General features: G+C 64.7%; 17 protein-coding genes. 11 read left to right on the top strand and 6 right to left on the bottom strand.

Annotation, left to right across the window (positions count from 1 at the left end; translation table 11 throughout):
* Positions 1–12: 12 nt before the first annotated feature.
* The gene (locus tag ABIE62_RS01945) at positions 13–1,443 is read right to left on the bottom strand and encodes a circularly permuted type 2 ATP-grasp protein (protein ID WP_354323099.1); all 1,431 of its coding nucleotides are present in this window, start codon (positions 1,441–1,443) and stop codon (positions 13–15) included.
* A 117-nt stretch (positions 1,444–1,560) separates the two neighbouring features.
* Positions 1,561–2,367 (bottom strand): esterase/lipase family protein, encoded by an 807-nt coding sequence (locus ABIE62_RS01940; RefSeq protein ID WP_354323097.1) that lies wholly within the window; start codon positions 2,365–2,367, stop codon positions 1,561–1,563.
* A gap of 163 nt (positions 2,368–2,530) precedes the next feature.
* On the opposite strand from ABIE62_RS01940, the gene uvrB reads away from it, so the two are divergent.
* From uvrB to ABIE62_RS01905, 7 genes are all read left to right on the top strand, one after another.
* A complete protein-coding gene (gene uvrB, locus ABIE62_RS01935) occupies positions 2,531–4,726 on the top strand; it encodes an excinuclease ABC subunit UvrB (RefSeq protein ID WP_354323096.1) in 2,196 nt (731 codons plus the stop codon).
* Between the two features lies 1 nt (position 4,727).
* On the top strand, positions 4,728–5,537 hold the full coding sequence (locus ABIE62_RS01930; RefSeq protein ID WP_354323095.1) for a hypothetical protein: 810 nt from the start codon (positions 4,728–4,730) through the stop codon (positions 5,535–5,537).
* A 74-nt stretch (positions 5,538–5,611) separates the two neighbouring features.
* Positions 5,612–5,863: a type II toxin-antitoxin system HicA family toxin gene (locus ABIE62_RS01925; protein ID WP_354323093.1), complete on the top strand. Its 252-nt coding sequence runs from the start codon at positions 5,612–5,614 to the stop codon at positions 5,861–5,863.
* On the top strand, positions 5,863–6,084 hold the full coding sequence (locus ABIE62_RS01920; RefSeq protein WP_354323091.1) for a type II toxin-antitoxin system HicB family antitoxin: 222 nt from the start codon (positions 5,863–5,865) through the stop codon (positions 6,082–6,084). Before ABIE62_RS01925 ends, ABIE62_RS01920 begins: the two co-directional genes overlap by 1 nt.
* A gap of 3 nt (positions 6,085–6,087) precedes the next feature.
* Positions 6,088–6,378 (top strand): addiction module antidote protein, encoded by a 291-nt coding sequence (locus tag ABIE62_RS01915; protein WP_354323089.1) that lies wholly within the window; start codon positions 6,088–6,090, stop codon positions 6,376–6,378.
* A gap of 49 nt (positions 6,379–6,427) precedes the next feature.
* Complete coding sequence (locus ABIE62_RS01910) at positions 6,428–7,939, top strand: S10 family peptidase (protein WP_354323087.1); 1,512 nt, start codon at positions 6,428–6,430, stop codon at positions 7,937–7,939.
* Positions 7,939–8,508: a hypothetical protein gene (locus ABIE62_RS01905; RefSeq protein ID WP_354323085.1), complete on the top strand. Its 570-nt coding sequence runs from the start codon at positions 7,939–7,941 to the stop codon at positions 8,506–8,508. The genes ABIE62_RS01910 and ABIE62_RS01905 overlap by 1 nt, the downstream gene beginning before the upstream one ends.
* Here ABIE62_RS01905 and ABIE62_RS01900 read toward each other — a convergent pair.
* Positions 8,426–10,462, bottom strand: coding sequence for a protein-disulfide reductase DsbD family protein (locus ABIE62_RS01900; RefSeq protein ID WP_354323083.1), 2,037 nt, complete (start codon positions 10,460–10,462; stop codon positions 8,426–8,428). The genes ABIE62_RS01905 and ABIE62_RS01900 overlap by 83 nt on opposite strands.
* Before the next feature lie 184 nt (positions 10,463–10,646).
* Here ABIE62_RS01900 and ABIE62_RS01895 point away from each other — a divergent pair, with 184 nt between their 5' ends.
* Positions 10,647–11,813 carry an FAD-dependent monooxygenase gene (locus ABIE62_RS01895; protein ID WP_454184779.1) on the top strand — a complete coding sequence of 389 codons (1,167 nt, stop codon included), beginning with the start codon at positions 10,647–10,649 and terminating at the stop codon, positions 11,811–11,813.
* On the opposite strand, the gene ABIE62_RS01890 is transcribed toward ABIE62_RS01895, so the two are convergent.
* From ABIE62_RS01890 to hemC, 3 genes are read right to left on the bottom strand one after another with little or no spacing between them, the layout of a single operon-like run.
* A complete protein-coding gene (locus ABIE62_RS01890; RefSeq protein WP_354323079.1) occupies positions 11,803–12,708 on the bottom strand; it encodes a hypothetical protein in 906 nt (301 codons plus the stop codon). The genes ABIE62_RS01895 and ABIE62_RS01890 overlap by 11 nt on opposite strands.
* 49 nt (positions 12,709–12,757) lie before the next feature.
* Entirely contained in the window at positions 12,758–13,474 is a 717-nt protein-coding gene (locus ABIE62_RS01885) for a uroporphyrinogen-III synthase (RefSeq protein WP_354323077.1), read from the bottom strand.
* Entirely contained in the window at positions 13,471–14,412 is a 942-nt protein-coding gene (hemC, locus tag ABIE62_RS01880) for a hydroxymethylbilane synthase (RefSeq protein ID WP_354323075.1), read from the bottom strand. The genes ABIE62_RS01885 and hemC overlap by 4 nt, the downstream gene beginning before the upstream one ends.
* Positions 14,413–14,456: 44 nt before the next feature.
* Between hemC and tsaD the strand changes: the two genes are divergently transcribed.
* The 3 genes from tsaD to ABIE62_RS01865 are packed head-to-tail and all read left to right on the top strand — an operon-like array spanning position 14,457 to position 18,108.
* A complete protein-coding gene (tsaD, locus tag ABIE62_RS01875) occupies positions 14,457–15,554 on the top strand; it encodes a tRNA (adenosine(37)-N6)-threonylcarbamoyltransferase complex transferase subunit TsaD (RefSeq protein WP_354323073.1) in 1,098 nt (365 codons plus the stop codon).
* Positions 15,551–16,567, top strand: a complete 1,017-nt coding sequence (locus tag ABIE62_RS01870; protein ID WP_354323072.1) for an NAD(P)H-dependent glycerol-3-phosphate dehydrogenase — start codon at positions 15,551–15,553, stop codon at positions 16,565–16,567. Before tsaD ends, ABIE62_RS01870 begins: the two co-directional genes overlap by 4 nt.
* Positions 16,564–18,108 (top strand): lipopolysaccharide biosynthesis protein, encoded by a 1,545-nt coding sequence (locus ABIE62_RS01865; protein ID WP_354323071.1) that lies wholly within the window; start codon positions 16,564–16,566, stop codon positions 18,106–18,108. Before ABIE62_RS01870 ends, ABIE62_RS01865 begins: the two co-directional genes overlap by 4 nt.
* Positions 18,109–18,114 lie beyond the last annotated feature (6 nt).

Below are 18,114 nucleotides of genomic sequence, written 5' to 3'. Positions count from 1 at the left end.
TTGTCCTCCATGTCAGTCCTTCAGCACCCAGGTATCCTTGGTGCCGCCCCCTTGCGAGGAGTTGACCACCAGCGATCCCTTTTTCAACGCCACCCGCGTCAGCCCGCCGGGCGTAATGTCGATCCCTTCGGGCGAAACCAGCACGAAGGGGCGCAGATCAAGATGGCGCGGTGACAGGCCCTTGGCTGTGTAAATCGGGCAGGTCGACAGCGCCAATGTCGGCTGCGCGATGTAGTTATCGGGCCGCGCGATCAGCTTTTCACGGAAGGCGGCGATTTCACGCTTCGATGATGTCGGCCCGATCAGCATCCCGTATCCGCCCGATCCGTGAACTTCCTTCACCACCAGTTCGGCAAGGTTGTCGAGCACATAGGCAAGCGCATCCTTGTCCGCGCAACGCCAGGTCTGGACATTGGGCAGCAGCGGCTTTTCGCCGGTATAGAATTCGACGATTTCGGGCATGAAGCTGTAAATCGCCTTGTCATCGGCCACGCCCGTCCCCGGCGCATTGGCGATGGTGATCCCGCCCGCGCGGTACACATCCATGATCCCCGGCACGCCCAGCGCAGAATCGGGATTGAAGGTCAGCGGATCGAGGTAATCATCATCGACCCGGCGGTAGAGCACGTCGATCGGCTTGTATCCCAGCGTGGTGCGCATCTGCACCCTGCCCCCGACCACCCGCAGGTCGCTGCCTTCGACCAGTTCGGCCCCCATCTGATCGGCCAGAAAGGCGTGTTCGAAATAGGCCGAGTTATAAATCCCCGGCGTCAGCACCGCGACCGTGGGCTTACCCCCGGCAAAAGCGGGCGGCGCGCAGGCGGCCAGGCTGCGCGCGAGGCGGCGCGGATAGTTCGACACGCTTTCCACCGCGATCCGGCTGAACAGATCGGGGAACATCCCCATCATCGTTTCGCGGTTTTCGAGCATATAGGACACGCCCGAAGGCGTGCGCGCGTTGTCTTCGAGCACGAAAAACTCGTCCGGCCCGGTGCGCACCAGATCGATGCCGACAATGTGGGTGTAAATCCCGCCCGGCGGGGTGAAGCCAACCATGTTCGCCAGCCACGCATCATTGCCGCGCAGCAAGCGTTCGGGCAGACGGCCCGCGCGCACGATTTCCTGCCGATGATAGAGATCATACAGGAACGAATTGAGCGCGCGCACCCGCTGTTCGATCCCGCGCGACAGCTTGCGCCATTCGGCCGCAGTGATGATGCGCGGCACCATGTCGAACGGGATCAGGCGTTCTTCCGCCTCGTTCTCGCCATAGACATTGAAGGTGATCCCGGTGCGGCGGAAGGCGTCATCCGCCTCACGGTTTTTGCGGCGCAGGAATTCGCCGGGCTGCTCATCATACCAACGGCAGTATTCGGCATAGGCCGGCCTTGTATGGCCGCCGCCATCGAACATCTCGTCAAAATTGCCGCTGCTTGCGTGCATTGACCCCCGCTAGTTCGCCGTGTGTGCGCAAATATGTGCACTGCAGCAATGTAACCGCGGTTTCACAAAAGGAAAGCGGTTGCTTGACCACCTGCAACTTTGCTGCGCCAGCGCGGCTTAGCGGGTAATTTCAAGCTCGCTCAGCACGGCATGGATCACCTGCGGTTCATAGGTAAAGCCCATGTGGGTGCAGCGCACCGCAATCGCGCGGTCGCGCTCGCCCGGTCGGCCTGCCGCGCAGCGCGGGGCAATCGCGCCGTCATTGGCGCTCCACAAAGCGACCGTTTCCACCGGAGGCTTGACCGCCAGTTCCGCCTCGATCGGCGGCGCATCGACCGAATGGCCGGTGATGAACTGATAGGCGCGCCAGACATTATTGGCGCGCGGGCTGCCCGAAAACGGCGATCCCATGGTGATTACCTTGGCCACCGCGTGCGGCTGACGTTTGGCCAGTTCGCGCGCATAAAGCCCGCCCAGGCTCCAGCCGATCAGCACCACCTTGCGCCCGTGGCGCGCGTGCAGATCGAGCAGCCGCGCCTCCAACAATTCAAATCGCTGTTGATCCGGCCCCCAGTTGCGGCCCTGCCCCCAGCGTTTGGCAACATGGCCCGCCGCCTCAAGCTGCCGCGCGAGATAGCGCATCCGGCCCGGGCGCGTGCCAAAACCGGGCAGAATCATCGCCGTCTGCGGGTTGGCGCTGGGCGCGATTTCCAGTGTGCGGCGGGGGCGGCGCAGCGGTTCGAGCAGGATGTCAGCCTCTGCCAGCATCCGTACCAGCCGGGGCTTGCCCGCTTCGTGTTCTTCAGGGATGACTTCACGCGCCAGCGCCACGCGCCGTGCAAAGGCGCTGGCCGCATAGGCCTGCCGCGCGCCAGCCCCGGCCGCAACGGCGGCTGCCATCCACGGGCCGGGCAGGCGAGGCATTTCAGGAACGGAGCGCAACGGAGCCATATGCGCCTCTAAGCCACGCAGCGGATGAACCTTCGCTGAAATGTCACAATTCATCCGCGCCGACCCTGCAAAATTGCGCATCCGGCCAGCCTCGCGGCCCTTCACAACCGCCGCGCGACGCCGCATATGGCGATGCATGGCCGAACTCGTGATCCGCAGGGGGTTGGACGAGCCCGACACGGGCGCGGACTTCACCCCCCACCGCCCTGCCCGCCCCGACAAGTCGATGGGCGGCATCCCGTTCAAACTGGTGTCCGAATACGAACCCGCAGGCGATCAACCGACCGCGATTGCCGAATTGACGCAAAGCGCGCTGGCGGGCGAGAAAACGCAGGTGCTGCTGGGCGTGACCGGATCGGGCAAGACCTTCACCATGGCCAAGGTGATCGAAACGCTGCAACGCCCCGCATTGATCCTTGCGCCCAACAAAATCCTCGCCGCGCAGTTATATGGCGAATTCAAAAGCTTCTTTCCCGAAAACGCGGTCGAATATTTCGTTTCCTACTACGATTATTACCAGCCCGAAGCCTACGTGCCGCGGTCTGACACCTATATCGAGAAGGAATCCTCGGTAAACGAAGCGATCGACCGGATGCGCCATTCGGCCACCCGTAGCTTGCTCGAACGCGATGACGTGATCATCGTTGCCTCGGTATCGTGCCTCTATGGCATCGGCTCGGTCGAAACTTACTCAGCGATGATTTTCGACATCAAGGCGGGCGAAACGGTCGATCAGCGCGAATTGATCCGCAAGCTGGTGGCGCTGCAATACAAGCGCAACGACGCGGCGTTCACGCGCGGCACCTTCCGCGTGCGCGGCGACAACCTCGAAGTCTTCCCGTCGCACTATGAAGACATGGCGTGGCGCATCAGTTTCTTCGGCGACGAGATCGAGGATATTGCCGAGTTTGACCCGTTGACCGGCAGCAAGGGCGCGAGCCTTGAGAAGGTGCGGGTCTATGCCAATTCGCACTACGTCACACCGGGGCCGACGATGAAGCAGGCCGCCGCCGCGATCAAATTCGAGCTGGAAGAACGGCTCAAAGAACTGGAGGCCGAAGGCAAACTGCTCGAACGCCAGCGGCTGGAACAGCGCACGCATTTCGATCTGGAAATGATCGCGGCGACAGGAAGCTGCGCGGGGATCGAGAATTACAGCCGCTTCCTCACCGGGCGGCTCCCCGGTGAACCCCCGCCAACCTTGTTCGAATATCTGCCTGAAAACGCGCTGCTATTCGTCGATGAAAGTCACCAGACCGTGCCGCAGATCGGCGCGATGGCGAAGGGCGATCATCGCCGCAAGCTGACGCTGGCCGAATATGGCTTCCGCCTGCCATCCTGCATCGACAACCGCCCCTTGCGCTTCAACGAATGGGACGCGATGCGTCCGCAAACCTTTGCCGTCTCCGCCACGCCGGGGCATTGGGAAATGGAGCAGACCGGCGGGGTGTTCGCCGAACAGGTGATCCGCCCCACCGGGTTGATCGATCCGCCGGTGGAAATCCGCCCGGTCGAAGATCAGGTGCAGGATTGCATCGTCGAATGCAAAGCCACCGCAGCCAAGGGTTATCGCACGCTCGTCACTACCCTGACCAAGCGTATGGCCGAAGACCTCACCGAATTCATGCACGAGGCGGGCGTGCGGGTGCGCTATATGCACTCGGACGTCGAAACGCTCGAACGCATCGAGCTGATCCGTGACCTCAGGCTCGGCGTTTATGACGTGCTGATCGGGATCAACCTGCTGCGCGAAGGGCTGGACATCCCCGAATGCGGGCTGGTGGCGATCCTTGACGCGGACAAGGAAGGGTTTTTGCGCAGCGAGACGAGCCTGATCCAGACCATCGGCCGCGCCGCGCGCAATGTCGATGGCCGGGTGATCCTCTATGCCGACCGCGTGACCGGCAGCATGGAGCGGGCGCTGGCAGAGACTGACCGGCGCCGTTCCAAGCAGGAAGAGTTCAACAAGGAACACGGCATCACGCCGCTGTCGATCAAGCGCAACATCCACGACATCGTCGCGCATACGGCGGCGCAGGATAGCGTGCTGGTGGATACCGGCGATGATGCGCGCAACAACCTCGTCGGCCACAACCTGCGCAGCTACATCGAAGACCTCGAAAAACGGATGCGCGACGCGGCGGCGAACCTTGAATTCGAAGAAGCAGGCCGGTTGCGCGACGAAATCCGGCGGCTGGAAGCGGACGAGTTGGGGATTCCGGACGGCGAGAAGCGCGCTCCGATTGTGGGTCGGAGCAACGAGGGGAAACCGGGGACGCGCAAGACGCGGTATGGGAAGGTGCGGGCGAAGTGGAGGGGCGGGAAGGCTTGAGATGGGACGACACCCACCAATTCCAGAGGCTATAGACAGCGATTTTTTTAAAGGAGTGACGCCACTATGGCGTCCGCCGGCCACAGCTGCGATCCCGGAAAGATATCACGAAGCTGTCCTTGAACTTGCAAAGTGGGCGGGGCCTGATTGGTCTCAAAATAATGAAACTGATTTTTTCCTGATCCGCAACTTGACGGTCAGGTCATGTGAGGCTTGGAGGACGTACGATTGGGACTACGACAGCAAGGTCATTGCACGTCGCAAGAACGATCGGAAGCTTCTGAAGGCCCCCAAAAAGCTTAGCCATCCGCTTCGACAAATTATTGGTGGAAACCGCCTCATTCGCTTCAAAATCCACTTCACACGGATTTTTCTTGCTTCGTTGGGGGTTTCTTTGCCCAAGGGGACGACGAACGCGCAAACCATCGACGCCTTCGACGAAGCCCTCTCCTACTTAACAGGAGCCATTGAAGCTGGAGACAATCTATCGGCCCGTTTTGGCGCAATCGAATACGATGCTATTCCCGCAGCTACACCGAAGATTTCAGTAGCTGTCGCACTTTGCCTTGCGGATCAGATCACCTTCTTTCGCAGAGACGGTTACCAAAAAGGAACTCTGGACAATCCGCATAAGCCAAACCTTTCACCAGATCTCCCATGGAAAGCAATCTCTTGTTTCTCTGCTGCCGCAGTTGATGACTCTGATGAAACCATCTCAGAATTTAATGTGCAGTCGAGAGTGGAGAGCCTTGCAATGTCAGCAATCCGCGTTTGGTGGTGTCCCCCGCAATCGGTCAATCGGCCTCGCTAATACCATGATTGGGTTGATTCATTCGGTCGCAAGCGTGTGATAAAGCGCGGCGATCATCCAACGGTTGAAGAAAAATGACCCAACTCGAAAAACTCTACACGCGCCTCGTCCAGTCCCGCGCCGCCATGCGATTCGCCGATTTCGAGCGCATCCTCACGGCCTTTGGGTTTGAGCTTGACCGCATCAACGGAAGCCACCACATCTACAAGCACGCGGCTGTTCCGCGTCGCCTCAGCATTCAGCCGCGTGGCGGCCAAGCGAAGCCCTACCAAATCGACCAGTTTCTTGATATGGTCGAAGAGTTCGGCCTTGAAATGAGCAAGTGATGAATCACCGCTACCATATTAATGTGTTCTGGTCTCAGCGTGACGAATGCTGGGTCGCGGACGTGCCTGATCTGAAATCATGCTCCGCCTTTGGTGATACCCCCGAAGAAGCAATCGCAGAGGCGCGATTGGCCGTCGATGCTTGGCTGGAATCGGCGCGCGCTGGGAACCTTACGATCCCGAAAGCGCGTTACCGTCCAGCGATTTATGCCGCTGCGTGATCTGTGCCGCTCAAGACATACGTTTTTGACCACGCCAACTACCTCGAGACGGAGGAAGATATCCTCTATTATCTCGAGGCGGCGATGGAGGGGAATGACCCCAAACATATCGCCCGCGCATTGGGCGATGTTGCGCGCTCCAAAGGCATGAGCGAGATCGCCAAGAAATCCGGTCTCGGACGGCAGGCGCTCTATCGGGCGTTGTCGGAAGACGGCAATCCGACGTTGGAAACGCTCCTCGGCGTGCTTGACGCGTTGGGGTTGCAGTTGACTGTGCAACCCCGCGCCGCCTGATCACCCGCGCACTTGAACCGCGCGGCCAAGCCTGCCACTCCTTGCGGCCATGAAACATTCGCTTCCCTTGCGCCTCGCCGCGCTCACGCTCGCCGCTGTTGCCCTGCCCGCCGCTGCGCAGGATGCGCCTGCCGCCAAATCTGAGGCTGCCACGCCCGCCGCGCCGGTCGCGCAAATCAAAACCCGCGATCTTTCGGGCACCTTCGGCGGGCAGCGCGTTGCCTATCGCGCGACCATTGCCGACACGATCCTGACCAGCGATGACGGCAAACCCGAAGCGGTGATCGTCACCACGTCCTACGCCAAAACCCCCGCTGACCCATCGCGCCCGGTGTTCTTTATCTACAACGGCGGGCCGGGTTCGGGATCGGTGTGGTTGCAGATGGGCGCGTTCGGGCCAAAGCGGGTGGCGATCCCGTCTGACGCGCGCGATGATGGCGCGCCGCCCTATCCGCTGCTCGATAACCCTGACAGCCTGCTCGATGTTGCCGATCTGGTGTTCATCGATCCGCCGGGCACGGGGTTCAGCTATCTGACCGAGGGCACCGATCCCAAGAAATATTACGGGTTGAAACAGGATGGCCGCGCGGTGGCTGAGGTGATCCGCCGCTGGCTCAATGATAATGGCCGCTGGAACAGCCCCAAATATATCGGCGGGGAAAGCTATGGCACCAGCCGCACCGCGATGGTGGTGGATGAATTGGAAGGCGGCACCTTCAATGATGTCGGCCTCAACGGATTGATCCTGATCTCCACCATCCTCGATTTTGCCGGGCGGGAACCGACACCGGGCAACGAAATGGCCTATATCGTCACCCTGCCCAGCATGGCGACGGCGGCTTATTTCCATGGCAAGGTGCAGGCGCCATCAGCCGCAGCCATCGCCGAAGAAGCGCGCCAGTTCGCCATCGGCCCGTTCGCCAGCGCGCTGCTGAAAGGGCAGGATCTGCCCGCCGACGAACGCGCCGCCGTGCGCCGCGAACTCGCGCGGCTCACCGGGCTGTCCGAAACCTATCTGGAACAGGCAAACCTGCGCGTCACCGATCAGCGGTTCTACAAGGAACTGCTGCGCGACCGGGGGCAGACCATCGGACGGCTGGATTCGCGCTATACCGGCGTGGATTACGACAGTGCCGGAGAACGCCCCGATAATGACCCCAGCTTTTACGGGATTGATGCCGGCTACACCGCCGCGATCAATGTCTGGGCGCGTGAGAGCCTCGGCTATCAGACGGCCCGCGAATACCAGTCGATCGGGCGTGAACCGGGGCGGCATTGGGATTGGAGCCTTGGCGGTCAGGGGCGTGAGGCCTATTTGAATGTCGCCCCGCTGATCGGGCGGGCGATGCGGCAGAACAGCGGGTTGCGCCTGTTCAACGCGCAGGGCTGGTATGATTTCGCCACGCCGTTTTTTGGCGCGGAATATTCGCTGAAACGCACCGGGATTCCGCAGGATCGGATCACCTGGGCTTACTATGATGCGGGGCACATGATGTATATTCGCGATGAAGACCGCGCGAAGCTGTCTGCCGATATCCGCTCCTTTATCCGGGCGCGGTGATGGGGGTGCGCACACCTGCCTTGGCCGCCGCGCTGATCGCTGCGCTGGCACTGCCCGCGTGCAAGCCGCCGCCGACCGATGCGGCGGTGGCGCGCGCGGCGATCATGCCAGATGCGGGTGGGCCATCCACCCCGCTGCCCTCCCCCGATACCACGGATGCGGTATGGGCGCAGAGCGGTGGCCCGCTGCGGCTGGTTTACGGCGCTCCGGGTGAGCCGGTGCTGCTGGCGATTGAATGCATCGGAGCCGAAACGCCCGCTGCTGCCACGCTCAGGATCACCCGCCATGCCCCGGCTGATAGCGGCGCGGGGGCGCTGCTGGCGCTGATCGGCAACGGCCGGATCGGGCGCTTCCCCGTCGATGCGACACCGCGCGGGGACAGGCTGATGTGGCAGGGCGATGTGCCCGCAAGCGCGCCCGGATGGGACGCCTTCAAAGGCCCGCGTGAAGCCACCGCCACCGTTCCCGGCGCGGGGCTGGTGCGGCTTAATCCGAGCCCGCTGCCGCTGGCGCTGGTGGAGGTGTGCCGGGGGATTGGTCGGCCAGATCAATCAGCAGATCCTGCGTAAACACCTGCGGCAATTGCTGCGGCGCTGAGGCGCCCGGTGCATACCACAGGTACAGCGGCACGCCCGCCACGCCCTGCTCGGTCAGGAAGGCGGTGATCGCTTCGTCGCGCACTGTCCAATCGCCCACCATCGTCACCACGCCCGCTGCGGCAAAGGCATCGCGCACCGCCTCGCGTTCGATCGCGACGCTTTCATTGACCTTGCAGGTGACGCACCAATCGGCGGTGAACCACACGAACACCGGCTTACCGCTGGCGCGCGCTTCGGAGAGCGCCGCGCGGCGGAAGGCGGCGGGGTTGTGGATGCTTGCTGCCACCTCCTTGCCCTTCACCGCGTAGGTCGATGGCAGGGCAATCGCGGCCACCACCAGGAACGGCGCGGCGATCAGGCCGAATGCGGGCCATGCCATCTTGCCGCTGCGCTGGAGCCGCCCGACCACCGACAGCGCGATCATCACGCCCAGCACCAGCAACAGCGCGATCAGCGCGAATGGTCGCCCGCCAACCTGCGCGGTCAGCCACACCAGCGCCAGCGCGGTCAGCCCCATCGGGATCGCCATGATCCGGCGGAACCGCTCCATCCACGGCCCCGGCCTCGGCAGCATCCGCCGCAGTGCGGGAATAAAGCCGAGCGCCAGAAACGGCAGTGCCAGCCCCAGCCCCAGCAATGCGAACAGCAGCAAGGCTTGCGGCACGGGCAGCATCAGCGCCGCGCCCAGTGCCGCCGCCATGAACGGGCCGGTGCAGGGGGTGGCGACGAAAGCGGCGAGCAACCCGGTGGCAAATGCGCCCGATGGCTGACCCCCGCTGGTGATGGGCAATGCGGGCAGTTCAAACACCCCGGCAAAGTTCGCGGTGATCACCGCCGCCAGAACCAACAGCGCCACCACCACGCCCGGTTCCTGCAATTGAAACGCCCAGCCCACCTGCTCACCCGCCGCGCGCAAGGCCAGCATCACCGCGCCCAAGGCAAGGCTCGCGATCACCACGCCTGCGGTATAGGCCAGCCCCTCGGCGCGCGCGTGCGCCTCACTGCCACCTGCACGCACGAGGCTCAGCGCCTTGAGGCTCAGGATCGGGAACACGCAGGGCATGATGTTGAGCAGCAGGCCGCCCGCCAGCGCGCCCAGCACCAGCGTCCACAGTGGCGGGATCAGCGCGCCCTGCGGCCCGGCGACCAGATCGCCCCCGTTCGGCACGTCGCCGGGGATCGCGCCAAATTCCACCCCCGCGCCCGCATCAAACGCCAGAATCCCGCCGACCGCGCTCGGCGTATCGGGGCGGTAGTCGGCCAGCGGAATCTCCACCGTCAGCACATCGCCCGCACGGCGGAAGGTCTGCGGGGCGGCGTAATCGACCAGATTGGCGTTGCTGATGAACACGTGCGGATCGTTGAGCGTCACGCTGGCGGGCAAGGGGATCGCCAGTCGCAAGGCGCTGCGCGTGATCGCGAAATCCGCCGCGGCGCTAAGCGGCGGCGTCACCTGCGCCCGCCAGCGCGCGAAATCACCGCCTTGGCGCGCGTCGAGCAGCGCATCCTGCGGCACGCAAATCTTGTCGGTGCAGGCGAGGTATTCGACATGACCGGTGATGCGCGGCAGCGCGCCAACACCCGCGCCCGGCGGCACAATTACCGGCACCAGAACGGCGTAAGTGCCTTCATAAATGTGATTCATCAGCCCGCTGATGGTCAGCCGCTGCGGCACCGGATAGCGCGCCTCACCCACCTGCCAGCCTGCGGGCAGATCAAGAGTCAGCTTCATCCCCTGCCCCGCATCACCGGGGTTGGACCAATATCCGTGCCATTCGTGCGCGCTGGGCGTGAAACGCAGCGCCAGCATCCATTCCCTGCCCGCCTCAGGCGCGCCATCGGCAAACAACGTCACCGCGATATTCTGATCGCCATAGAGCGCCCGGCGCTCCGGTTCCTGCGCATGGGCCGCCGCGGCCAGCATTACACTTGCGATCAGTGCAAGCCAGCATGCAGCGAATTGACGGACCAAAAGCGGGAAGGTTCTTGCGCGGGACACAGCCAACCCTCTAGGCTGCGCGCGCAATCTTCGCAATCGGAGCGAACCCGTGACCAAGCCTGAAAATGAAACCCGCGACCTCGTGATCCTTGGTGGAGGCTTGGGCGGGATGACGATGGCGCTCGCCGCCGCGACAAAGGGCTTGTCGAGCCACGTGATCGACCGCGCCGACCCGGCGGAACTGACCGCCGAAGGGTTTGACGACCGCGCCACCGCGATTTCCACCGCCAGTTGGCACCTGTTTGAAAATATCGGGATCGCCGATGGTCTTGACCAATTCGCCTGCGACATCGCCAGCATCGCAGTGACCGATCAGAACAAGCCCGGAAGGCTGGATTTCGAACCCGGCCCCGAAGGCGGCACGCTGGGGCGGATGCTGCCCAACCGGCGGCTCAGGCTCGCATTGTTTGAAGCTGCGGCCAAGGAACCGCTGATCCACTGGACCGCCAAGGCCAACGTCACCGAACGCCAGCGCAGCGAATATGGCGTCGCCGCCGTGTTGGCTGATGAGCGCAAGCTCAAAGGCCGGTTGATGATCGCTGCCGAGGGCCGCCAATCGCCGACGCGGGATCAGGCGGGCATCACCATCGCCAAGTGGGATTACAAACACCGTGCGATCATCACCGGGCTGACGCACGAAAAGCCGCATGACAATGTCGCGTGGGAAATCTTCTACCCCGCCGGGCCGTTTGCGCTGCTGCCAATGCGCGATGACGCCGACGGCACCCACCGATCATCGCTGGTGTGGACGGTGTCCGAGGCCGACGGCGCGGGCGTGATGAAGCTGGGCGACCGGGCGTTTCTGGCCGAGGTGGAAAAACGCATGGGCGGGGTGCTGGGCAAGGTGCTCAGCGTCGGTGCGCGCTCATCCTACCCGCTCGGCTTCCACCACACCGCCAAGATCACGGCACAACGGCTCGCGCTGATCGGCGATGCGGCGCATGGCATTCACCCGATTGCGGGACAGGGGCTGAACCTTGGCCTGAGAGACGTGGGCGCGCTGGCCGAAGTGCTGGGCGAAGGCGCGCGGCTCGGCCTTGATTCGGGCGATCCCGAATTGCTCAAGCGGTATGAGAACTGGCGCGGGCTTGATAGCTTCATGGTGGCGCTGGCGACCGATGGGCTAACCCGGCTGTTCGGGGTGCGGGGCAAGACCGCATCGGCGGTGCGGCGGCTGGGCATGGCAGCGGTGCAGCGCACGCCCATGCTCAAGAGCTTTTTCATGGACGAAGCGCGCGGGGTGGCGGGCGATTTGCCTGCGATCCTCAGGGCATAACCAGCGGGCTGCTCAATTGCCGCACCGGGTTGCCCGCCCCGTCGCGCAGGCCGCGCTGATCGAGCACGGCGGCGGTTTCGATCACCTCCAGCGCTTCCATCGCCTTGCGAAAACGTTCAGCATCGGCGATCCAGGTTTCGGCCTTGTCCGCGCCGGGCATCCCCTTCACTTCATCAATCGCGTTCTGATAGCGACCCTGTTCCAGCGCCCAGCGCGCGCGTTCCAGCCGCCGTTTCGGTTCTGGCGATGGGGTGCTTTCACGCCGGAACACGAACAACTGGCTCAGCTCGCGCTGGAACGAGGCCCATGATGGCCCATCGCTGCTTTCGCGCAGCTGCGGCCCCAACCCTTCTAGCCGAGCGACCAGCCCATCCAGCCGGATTGGATTGCGCGAAAATTCGATAATGGTGGCCACCGCATTGGGCCATTGATCGCCAAACCGCAGCCGTAACTGATCGGAAAGGTATCCCAGTTCCGCCCCGCGTTCGACCGCGCGGCGGGTGGCAAAGGCGATCAGCAGGCTTTCGGCGCGCGCGGCATTGCCTGCCGCCGCCTGCGCTTGCAGATCAAGCTGGGTCAGGCGCTGTTCCGCCGCCGCCAGCCGCTGATTCAGCCCGCCTTGCTGTTCGGCGACGCGTTCAACGGCCTGTTCAGCCTTGGTTGCATCCTCCAGCGCGGCAAGTCTCCCCGGCAACGCAGCGCTTGGCGCAGCGGTGGGTGCCGGATCGGCTGCGACGGGGGGCGAAGCATTCGGCACATCGGCGCGCTCCGGCTGGAAATTGTTCCACATCATATAGCCCACCAGCAGCCCGCCCGCGATAAACGCGGCCAGTGCAGCAATGATGATGCCTCTGCCCGAAGGCGGCCTTCGGAGGCTTGCGTAGTCCGGTGCCATTTTGATCCGTTCTGCGACCCTGATTGCTATTGCCGCGCCGCCGCCGCGATTACGGCTTGCAGGGCGGGGAAACGGGAATGGAGCGCGGCTTGTTGCACAAGTCAAACACCATTTCCAGCAACGCGGCTTCATCCGGGTGGGCGGCGGTGTGGACAGCGGCCCAGCCTCCCCCCGCTGCCGCCGCAATCCGCGGCCCAAGCGCGGCGAGCGTAACGGCGCTGCGGGCGAGGCCGAGCCGGTCGCATTCCGCCGCGAAATGCCGCGCGGTGGCGGCGGAATGGAGCAGCACCAGCGTGCCGCCTGCCCGCAGCAGCGGTGCCGCCGGATCAAGCGGCAGGGGCACGCTGCGATAGGCAATCACTTCGTCAAAGGTCACGCCAGCGGGCGCGGTCAGCGCAACGCGCTCCTCACCCGCGATGCGCAGCAGGTGGCGGGGTGCGGGTACCGCATCGAGCACGCCTTGCAACCCGCCGCTGCCCACCATCGCCACGACAAAGCCCGCCGCGCGCGCGGCATCGGCGGTGGCCTCCCCCACGGCAAACACCGGCTTGCCGGTCAGCCGCGCGAGGTTCGGCCCGCCATGCAGAAACGCATTGGCGCTGCCGATCAGCAAGCCGTCGATCCCCGCAGGATCGGGACAATCCCAGCCCACGGGCCGGATTTGCGACAACGCGTGGCCGGTGATCGCGAGGCCCATCGCGCGGGCTTTGTCGAGCGTCGCGGAAAGGCCCGGTTCAGGCCGCAGCGCGAGGCTGTGCGCGGTCATTGGTGCTTGCGGAAATGCGGGGCAATCCCCGGCGTGGCGCGCGCCAGCAGATCAGCAGCGAGCGCGCGGATCGGCGCATGATCGCCGGGCGCAAAGGTGGCGGTGCCTTCTATCCGCTCGGCCCCATCAGGGCTGAACAGCGCGGCGCGCATCGCGAGCGCGCCGCGCGCCGTTTCGCACAGCACCGCGACCGGCGAATGGCAGGTGCCGCCCAGCTGCGCCAGCAACGCGCGTTCGGCCTCCAGTTCCGCGCGCGTCGGCGCATCGTCAATCGCGGCGAGCAGCGCGGTGGTGGCCGCATCATCGGTGCGGCATTCAATCGCAATCACGCCTTGGGCTGCGGCGGGGATCCATTCGCCTTGGCTAAGCGGGTGGCCGACACTGCTCTGCCCCAGCCGTTCCAATCCGGCGGCGGCAAGGAAGGTCACGTCGACCTCCCCCGCCTGCAATTTCGCCAGCCGCGTCGCGACATTGCCGCGCAACGTCACCACCCGGCAATCGGGCCGCAGGTTGAGCAATTGCGCGGCGCGGCGCGGGGCGCTGGTGCCGACAGTCGCGCCTTCAGGGATCGCGGCAATGCTGGCTGCCCCCACCAGGCTATCGCGCCGGTCAGCGCGCGGCAGGAGCGCTGCGAAATGGAACGCATCGGGCCGGATCGTTTCGACATCCTTGGCCGAATGCACCGACAAGTCGATCCGCCCTTCGCCGAGCCATTGATCGAGTTCCTTGGTCCACAGCGCCTTTCCGCCGATTTCAGACAGCGGCCGGTCGAGCACCTTGTCGCCGCTCGCCAGCACGGGGACGAGTTCAACCGCGTCCTCTCCCCAACCGTGGGCAGCGCACAGCCGCGCGCGCGCTTCAACCGCCTGCGCCATCGCAAGCGGGGAATTGCGGGTGCCCAGTCGCAGGCGAGGGGCGGTTTGGGGTGCTTCGTTCATAGCTTTACTTGCTCTAGCCTTCACAAAGTCTAGATGGAAGCGGGATGGGATCGGCAACGCACACCTCTGACGCCACAGGCCTCGGGCCAATCGTGCTCGGGATCGAATCGAGCTGCGATGAAACCGCCGTGGCACTGGTGCGCGCAGATCGCACGATCATTGCGCAAGCCATCGCGAGTCAGGAAGCCGAACACGCGCCCTATGGCGGGGTCGTCCCCGAAATCGCCGCGCGCGCCCACGCCGAACGGGTCGCGCCCATGATCGAAGCCGTGATGGGGCAAGCGGGGCTGACGCTGGATGATGTCGATGCGATTGCCGCCACCGCCGGGCCGGGGTTGATCGGCGGGGTGATGATCGGTCTGGTGAGCGCCAAGGCGCTGGCGATGGCATCGGGCAAGCCGCTGCTGGCGATCAACCATCTGGAAGGCCACGCGCTGTCCCCAAGGCTGGCGGACGCGGGCCTTGCGTTCCCCTATCTGCTGCTGCTGGTATCGGGCGGGCATTGCCAGATCCTGGCGGTGGACGGGGTCGGGAAATATCGCCGCCTTGCCACCACGATTGACGATGCGCTGGGCGAAGCGTTTGACAAGACCGCCAAGCTGCTCGGCCTCGGCTATCCGGGCGGGCCTGCGGTGGAACGGCTGGCGCGCGCGGGCGACCCCAAGGCGGTTCCCCTGCCGCGCCCGCTGAAGGGATCGAGCGAACCGCATTTCTCCTTCGCGGGCCTGAAAAGCGCGGTGCTGCGGGCGGTAGAAAGCGGCGCGCATGACCCCGCCGATATCGCCGCGAGTTTTCAAGCGGCCGCCGTCGATTGCCTGATTGATCGGCTGGACTATGCCCTGACCCGCGCAGGGCCGTTTCCGGCGCTGGTGGTGGCGGGCGGGGTGGCGGCCAACCAGACCGTGCGCGCCGCGCTTGAAACCTTCGCGCACCGGCACGCGATGCGCTTTACCGCGCCGCCGCTGGCACTGTGCACCGATAATGCCGCGATGATCGCCTGGGCGGGGTGCGAGCGGCTGGCGGCAGAGAAATGGGGCGCTGGCGCAAACTTCACCGGCGACCCACTCGATTTCGTCGCGCGCCCGCGCTGGCCGCTTGATACGCAGGCAGAAACAGCGCGCGGAGCGGGGGTAAAGGCATGATTGGGCGCGAAACTATCGGCGTCATCGGCGCAGGCGCATGGGGCACTGCGCTCGCGCAGATGTTGGCGAGCGACGGGCGCAAGGTGCTGGTCTGGGCGTTCGAGCCGGAAGTGGTCGCCGCGATCAATACCGATCATCGCAACCCGCTGTATCTGCCATCGGCCAGCCTTGCCCCCACCATCCGCGCCACCGGCAATCTGGCGGATTTCGCCGCGATCGATACCGTGCTGGTTGTTACTCCAGCGCAGGTGCTGGGCCGGGTTCTGGCGGGCCTCCCCCGCCCACCGCGCGATCTGGTGCTGTGTTCCAAGGGGATCGAGGCGGGCAGCGGCCGGTTGATGAACGATGTCGCGCGCGCGGCCTGCCCCGGCAGCGCCATCGCCGTGCTGTCCGGGCCAACCTTTGCGCATGAAGTCGCCGCTGGCCTGCCCACCGCCGTGACGCTGGCGTGCAGCGGCGGCGGCGAGCAGTGGGAACGGATCGCCCCCGCCATCGCACGGCCCGCGTTCCGCCCCTATTACAGCGACGATGTGACCGGCGCGGAGATTGGCGGCGCGGTCAAGAATGTGCTCGCCATCGCCTGCGGAGTGGTGGACGGGCTGGCCTTGGGCCAGAACGCCCGCGCCGCGCTGATCGCCCGCGGCTATGCCGAAATGCTGCGCTTTGGTGAGGCGCTGGGCGCGCAGGGCGAAACGCTTGCGGGCCTGTGCGGGCTGGGCGATCTGGTGCTGACCTGTTCATCCACAGCCAGCCGCAATTTTTCGCTGGGCAAAGCGCTTGGCGAAGGTGCCAACCCCGCCGCCCTGATGGCTGACCGCCGCACCGTGGCCGAAGGCGCGCACACCGCCCCTGTGCTCGCCGCAATCGCAGCCGAACGCGGGATCGCGATGCCGATTGTTGCCGCGGTCGATGCGATCCTGACCGGGGAAAGCGCGCGCGCAGTGGTGGCCGAACTGCTCGCCCGCCCCTTGCGCGCTGAACTGGAAAGCGACGCGAAGGATATCGAGGCGTGAGCACGCCGCCCGCCGACGCGCCCGCCGCCGCGCCTGACAAGGGCGGCGATGATCTGGCCACGCTGGCCAAGGGCGGGCGCACCAATACCATGGGTTTCGCCATCCGGCTGGTAGCGCGCATCCCGTTTCTGGTGATCGCAACGCGCCTTTATGGGGCCGAGACGCTGGGCCGCTTTGCATCGGCATTGGTGCTGATCGAGATTATCGCGCTGATCTGTTCGCTCGGCGAAAAACGCGGGCTGGCGCAGCGGCTATCGGTGGGCGCGGGTGACAACCGCGCTGCCGAAACCAATCTGGTCTATGATGGCATTGTGCTGGCGCTGGCCTATTCAACCGTCGCCGCGCTGCTGCTGCTGGCCTTTCCTGAACCGATGTTCCCCAACGGCATGAACAGCCCGCTGGATATCTGGCTGATCGCCGCCATCCCCGCCTTTGCCGTGACCGAGATTTTGCTCGCCGCGCAGGCTTACCGGTTCGATATCGCCACCACGGTGCGCGCGCGCGCGATTGTCGAACCGTGGACGATTTCGATTGCCGCCGGGGTGTTCTTTTTCATCCCCGCCACCCGCGATGCGGGGCTGGCGCTGGCGTATATCGCGTCGATCTATGCCGGGTTGCTGACCGCATTATGGCCGTTCCTGCGCAGCTATGGCCTGCCCAAAGGCTGGCAGCCGCAGGGCCGCGCGATGCTGGCGATGTCGAGCCGCGCTTTCCCGCTGGTGGGGGCCGATGCGATTGAGCGCGGCACACGGTTGCTCGATATCTTCATCCTCGGCCTGTTCGCCCCGCCATCGGCGGTCGGCATCTATTACGCCGCCCAGCAAATCGCCAGCCTGCCGCAAAAGCTGAAAACCAGTTTTGAACCGATCCTGTCGCCGGTCATCACCAAGAACCTGCGGATCGGCAATATGGGCGCGATTGCTGCGCAGGTGCGGCAGGTGGGGTTCTGGATCATCGCGGTGCAATTGGGCATCGCGCTGGTGCTGGGCATGCCGGGCGAAGCGGTAATGGGCCTGTGGGGGCCGGATTATGTCGCGGGCACGGCGGCGCTGTCGTTGCTGCTGGCGGCCGAGGTCGCGGCATCGATGGCGGTCGTGTCGGAAAGCGTGCTGGTCTATATCGCGCGCAAACGCAATCTGGCGATTTCGGTCGGGATCATCGCGTTGCAAGCGGCGCTGACCATCGTGCTGATCCAGCTGGCCGGGCGTTACGGACTGGGCGCAGGCTACGAGGCGGCCAGCGCAGCGGGCGCGTTGTTGATTGCGCTGGCGGTATCCAGCCTGATCAAGGCGCTGATGCTCAAACATCTGCTCAAGGCCCCGGTTTCGAACTGGCGCTGGGCGCTGGTCTATGCCGCTGCGCCTGCGGTGGTAGTGGGCTATGCCTTCACCTTCGTGCCCGAATGGATCGAGCTGCTGTTCGGCGTTCCGGCGGTGCTGGCCACCTATGCCTTCGTCATCTGGCGGCGCGGGTTTGGTGAGGAGGACAAGGTGTTGTTCCGCAAGCAGGTTGTCCCCGATCCCGTAAACGACCTGCCGTAACCCGCG

This window comes from Porphyrobacter sp. MBR-155, assembly GCF_040547625.1.
GTDB lineage: Bacteria > Pseudomonadota > Alphaproteobacteria > Sphingomonadales > Sphingomonadaceae > Erythrobacter.
This window is presented reverse-complemented; position numbering and strand designations above follow the sequence as displayed.

Bases quoted from the DNA above. Each gene is read 5' to 3' on its own strand.
- ABIE62_RS01885 (WP_354323077.1), bottom strand. From the start codon at position 13,474: ATGACCGCGCACAGCCTCGCGCTGCGGCCTGAACCGGGCCTTTCCGCG.
- ABIE62_RS01940 (WP_354323097.1), bottom strand. From the start codon at position 2,367: ATGCCTCGCCTGCCCGGCCCGTGGATGGCAGCCGCCGTTGCGGCCGGG.
- ABIE62_RS01945 (WP_354323099.1), bottom strand. From the start codon at position 1,443: ATGCACGCAAGCAGCGGCAATTTTGACGAGATGTTCGATGGCGGCGGC.
- ABIE62_RS01890 (WP_354323079.1), bottom strand. From the start codon at position 12,708: ATGGCACCGGACTACGCAAGCCTCCGAAGGCCGCCTTCGGGCAGAGGC.
- ABIE62_RS01895 (WP_454184779.1), top strand. From the start codon at position 10,647: ATGACGATGGCGCTCGCCGCCGCGACAAAGGGCTTGTCGAGCCACGTG.
- ABIE62_RS01925 (WP_354323093.1), top strand. From the start codon at position 5,612: ATGACCCAACTCGAAAAACTCTACACGCGCCTCGTCCAGTCCCGCGCC.
- ABIE62_RS01910 (WP_354323087.1), top strand. From the start codon at position 6,428: ATGAAACATTCGCTTCCCTTGCGCCTCGCCGCGCTCACGCTCGCCGCT.
- ABIE62_RS01920 (WP_354323091.1), top strand. From the start codon at position 5,863: ATGAATCACCGCTACCATATTAATGTGTTCTGGTCTCAGCGTGACGAA.
- tsaD (WP_354323073.1), top strand. From the start codon at position 14,457: ATGGGATCGGCAACGCACACCTCTGACGCCACAGGCCTCGGGCCAATC.
- uvrB (WP_354323096.1), top strand. From the start codon at position 2,531: ATGGCCGAACTCGTGATCCGCAGGGGGTTGGACGAGCCCGACACGGGC.
- hemC (WP_354323075.1), bottom strand. From the start codon at position 14,412: ATGAACGAAGCACCCCAAACCGCCCCTCGCCTGCGACTGGGCACCCGC.
- ABIE62_RS01870 (WP_354323072.1), top strand. From the start codon at position 15,551: ATGATTGGGCGCGAAACTATCGGCGTCATCGGCGCAGGCGCATGGGGC.
- ABIE62_RS01900 (WP_354323083.1), bottom strand. From the start codon at position 10,462: ATGCTGGCCGCGGCGGCCCATGCGCAGGAACCGGAGCGCCGGGCGCTC.
- ABIE62_RS01905 (WP_354323085.1), top strand. From the start codon at position 7,939: ATGGGGGTGCGCACACCTGCCTTGGCCGCCGCGCTGATCGCTGCGCTG.
- ABIE62_RS01930 (WP_354323095.1), top strand. From the start codon at position 4,728: ATGGGACGACACCCACCAATTCCAGAGGCTATAGACAGCGATTTTTTT.